General features: G+C 66.7%; 5 protein-coding genes. All 5 read right to left on the reverse strand.

What is annotated here, in order from left to right:
• Window positions 1–773 (reverse strand): hypothetical protein (locus VD972_RS20800; RefSeq protein ID WP_324989633.1); only part of this gene is annotated, 773 nt, incomplete at its 3' end.
• Between the two features lie 64 nt (window positions 774–837).
• Complete coding sequence (locus VD972_RS20805) at window positions 838–1,218, reverse strand: hypothetical protein (protein ID WP_324989634.1); 381 nt, start codon at window positions 1,216–1,218, stop codon at window positions 838–840.
• A gap of 313 nt (window positions 1,219–1,531) precedes the next feature.
• A complete protein-coding gene (locus tag VD972_RS20810; protein WP_324989636.1) occupies window positions 1,532–1,687 on the reverse strand; it encodes a hypothetical protein in 156 nt (51 codons plus the stop codon).
• Window positions 1,684–1,917, reverse strand: coding sequence for a hypothetical protein (locus VD972_RS20815; RefSeq protein ID WP_324989638.1), 234 nt, complete (start codon window positions 1,915–1,917; stop codon window positions 1,684–1,686). Before VD972_RS20815 ends, VD972_RS20810 begins: the two co-directional genes overlap by 4 nt.
• The coding region (locus VD972_RS20820; RefSeq protein ID WP_324989640.1) for a hypothetical protein at window positions 1,917–3,122 on the reverse strand (1,206 nt) is incomplete at its 5' end. The genes VD972_RS20820 and VD972_RS20815, both read right to left, overlap by 1 nt.

The following is a 3,122-nucleotide window of genomic DNA, read 5'->3' on the forward strand; positions in this document are numbered from 1 at the left end:
AGGCGTCGGCCCACCTGGAAGTCCGAGAGCGTCCCCTCCCGGAGCAGGCCCAGGGGCGCGGCCACGGCCAGGCGCATCGGCCGGGCGAGCTTCTTGAGGGCCTCCACGGCGCGGGCCTGCTCCATCCGCTCCGAGAGTTCCTCCTCGCAGGTGCTCGCCACGTGGGCGGCAGCCTCGAGGCCCACCCCCGTGGGCGCCTCCTGCACCTTGCCGGTGCGCTCGCTCCACCGGGTTACGTGCACGGGCCGGCCCAAAGCCTTCACCGCTCGGCCCATGCCCTGGCGCGCCACCATGGCCACGTACTTGGGGAAGAGGGAGCGCGCCCGGCCCGCTCGGCCCGGGGTGAAGCGCTGCCATGCCTTCACCCGGTAGAGCTCGTACACGCCCTCCTGCACCAGATCCTCCCTGGAGAGGCTCGAGGAGCGCTGCCACACCGAGGCGGCCACCTTCACCACCTCGGGCAGCACCAGATCCACAAGGAGAGCCACCTCCACGCGGTGCCGGGCGCTGCCCTCCGAGTACTTCCGGCAAGCGCCGAGAGCGGCCTCAATGGCGCACGCCTCCAGTCCGTTGTACTGGCCCCTGCTGGAGCGAGGGAACGGCAGCGCGAGCTGATTCGGGTGTACACGGCCACGCGGGCGCCGCACCTTCCAAGGCGCTGCAGCAGACGCTGGGGCAGCCCCGCCGGCCACCACGTGCAGCCGCGGGGGGCTCTTCGTCAACGTGGGAAGCGCCTCTACCCCGGACAAGGCGCGCAGTGCGGGTGCGCTCATGGAACCATTGTACTAGACAATGGTTAACTACCTCAAACATGGTCCTTTACAACGAAGTCGAAGGTCAGCCTTGTCTCCAATCGAAGATCCGCCAACGCCCTTGGATTTTGTCAACCCACCGCTCAACCCATGGTGAGAGGCCTCGTTCCGTGCACGCGTCCCGCTTCCATGATTCCGCGTCACGCGCCTTCCGGGCGACTGCCGCTGCAAGCTTCGCTGGCACCTCTCGCCCCCAGTACTTGATGAGAGTCACCTTGATCTCATCGACGTTGGCACAATGCCGGTACAGCTTCGCCACCAGACAGGTCTGCTCGTTGAGGTTGGCCCTGTAGAATGCCTCCTCCGTCAACATGGTTTTCAGCGCCATGTCGGCGATGACGGCGCAGGCCCGGACGAGGTCGTCCTCTTCCTGGGCCGAGGACGGAAGGTGAATGTTCATCACCATAGGTAGCCTCGTCCGCCATCCAGCGGGCTCGGAGTTCGCGCGCGGTGAGTCGCCACTCCAGAGCCCCGGCTCACGCGCGGTGGGGAGAATGCGTTTGTGCGGCGAGCGCGGCACGTGGGGCGGGGAGATCTGTCCTGGCTGGCCCACCACAGGTGCCCCGTGGCCGGGACGTACTGGCGGCGGAGGAGGCATCACACCCGTCCCCCTCTGAAATGGAGTGGTTTGAGTCTGCGGTGCCGCACAGGACAAGAGCACGGCGCCGATGATGGCGAGGTACCTCACGGTTCTACCTCCTGGCCCGGGAGTGGGCCTGTCATTCCTCAAGCCACACGAGCACAGCGAGCCAGGTGAGGCAGAGCACGGCGAGCGGGCCGCACCACGGAACCTGGAGGAAGCCCACCACGAGGAACCCTCCACCGAGGGTTCCGGCCGCGCCGGCGCTCAGCATCCGGACGCGAGCGGGGTTCACGGGTGTTCCCTGCTGGGGCCACGGGCATCGGCGGCAACCCCGTCCGGGTCCGCTGGCGGAACATCGCTGAAGCTCACCCAGATCACCTTGCCGCCAGCGATCGGCATGGGGATGTGGACGGGGCCCGGAAGCGGCTCGTTCATCGTCATCTTCTCGAAGTCCTTGGCGAGGAGCCGAACGGCAAAGGCGTTCACTCCGGCATTGAGCAAGTCCTGCAACGTGAGAATCATCAGGCGTCCTCCCCGTCCTCTTCCAGGTCCTCACCCTCGGCCTTGATGCCCTCGCGTCCGTTCGCCGGAGGATTCGCTGCAGCGGCCTTGTCCGCCGCCTGCTGCTCCTTCTCGACGGCGTCGAGCTCCACCCCGGCTAGCGCGCACACTTCCTTCGTTCGGTGGTGGTAGCCGTTCCAGGTGCGCGACAGCTCTTCGTAGAGGAGGCTCTCGAAGAGGAGGGCCACCAGGAGGGCCCGGGGGGCCTCGTCGATGTACTTACGTACCTGGTGGTCCGCGCCAGCTCGCTCCTGCCACGCCGACTGAAGCTCCGGATCCTCCGTCTGGTAGAGCCAGCCCGCCAGGCTGCGCAGTGCGGTGAGCTCATCCACCTTCCCCGCGTTGATCTTGCTGAAGACGGCGCTGAGCAGTCGCTGCACCACCCGATGGCGGAACCTCTCCTCCTCCTGCTGCTTGGCGTAGTCGTCGTTGCCCCGGCCCGAGCTCTTGTCCTTCACCTTCACCTTGTGCCCGGCCGCGGCGAGCGCTTCCTCGAGGCGCTCCTTCTCCAGGAGCTGGTGAACCTTCCCGTTCGGATCCCTCGCCAGGACGACAGGGGCCTTCTCGCCCAGCAACTCCTTGAAGGTGCGCCCCTTCTTGTCGCCAGGCAGCTTGTCGGTGAGCTCGACGTACTTCTCCTGCCCCCTGTACCCGAGCCTCTTCCCCTCGTAGTCCCACAGCGCCTTGGACTCCTTGAGGAGGCGCTGTCCCTTCTCCTTCGCCGCCGCTGCCTCCGCCTTGAAGGCAACCGCCTTCTTCTTCCCGAAGCACTCCGGATCCGTGCAGACGTTCTCCGACTTCACGTCCGGGTAGAGCGCCTTGCAGTTGCCCGTCCGCTTCGGGCAGGGGCCACACGCGCCGGCCTCCGGCTCCAGCTGCGCGTCCTTCGTGTTGAAGGGAGCCTTGCTCAGCTGGAGCATGTACTCGCGCTGGACGACATCCTTCGCCGCCCGGAATGACATCGGGCCATGCTCCTCCCGATCGTCATCCCACGCGCCGCCCTTAAGGATCGCCATGGCCGCCCTCTCCTGTAGCTTCTCGCCGGGGATGCGGGCGATCAGGAGCGCCGTAGAAGGCTCCACGCGACCCTCGTCCAACAGTCGGCGCGCCGTGGGGGAATTCAGCTCACAGAGCTTCAGCCTCCCGTACACATACTCCTTAGACTT

Origin of the sequence: Hyalangium sp. (genome assembly GCF_035629615.1) — a bacterium.
Taxonomy (GTDB): domain Bacteria; phylum Myxococcota; class Myxococcia; order Myxococcales; family Myxococcaceae; genus Hyalangium.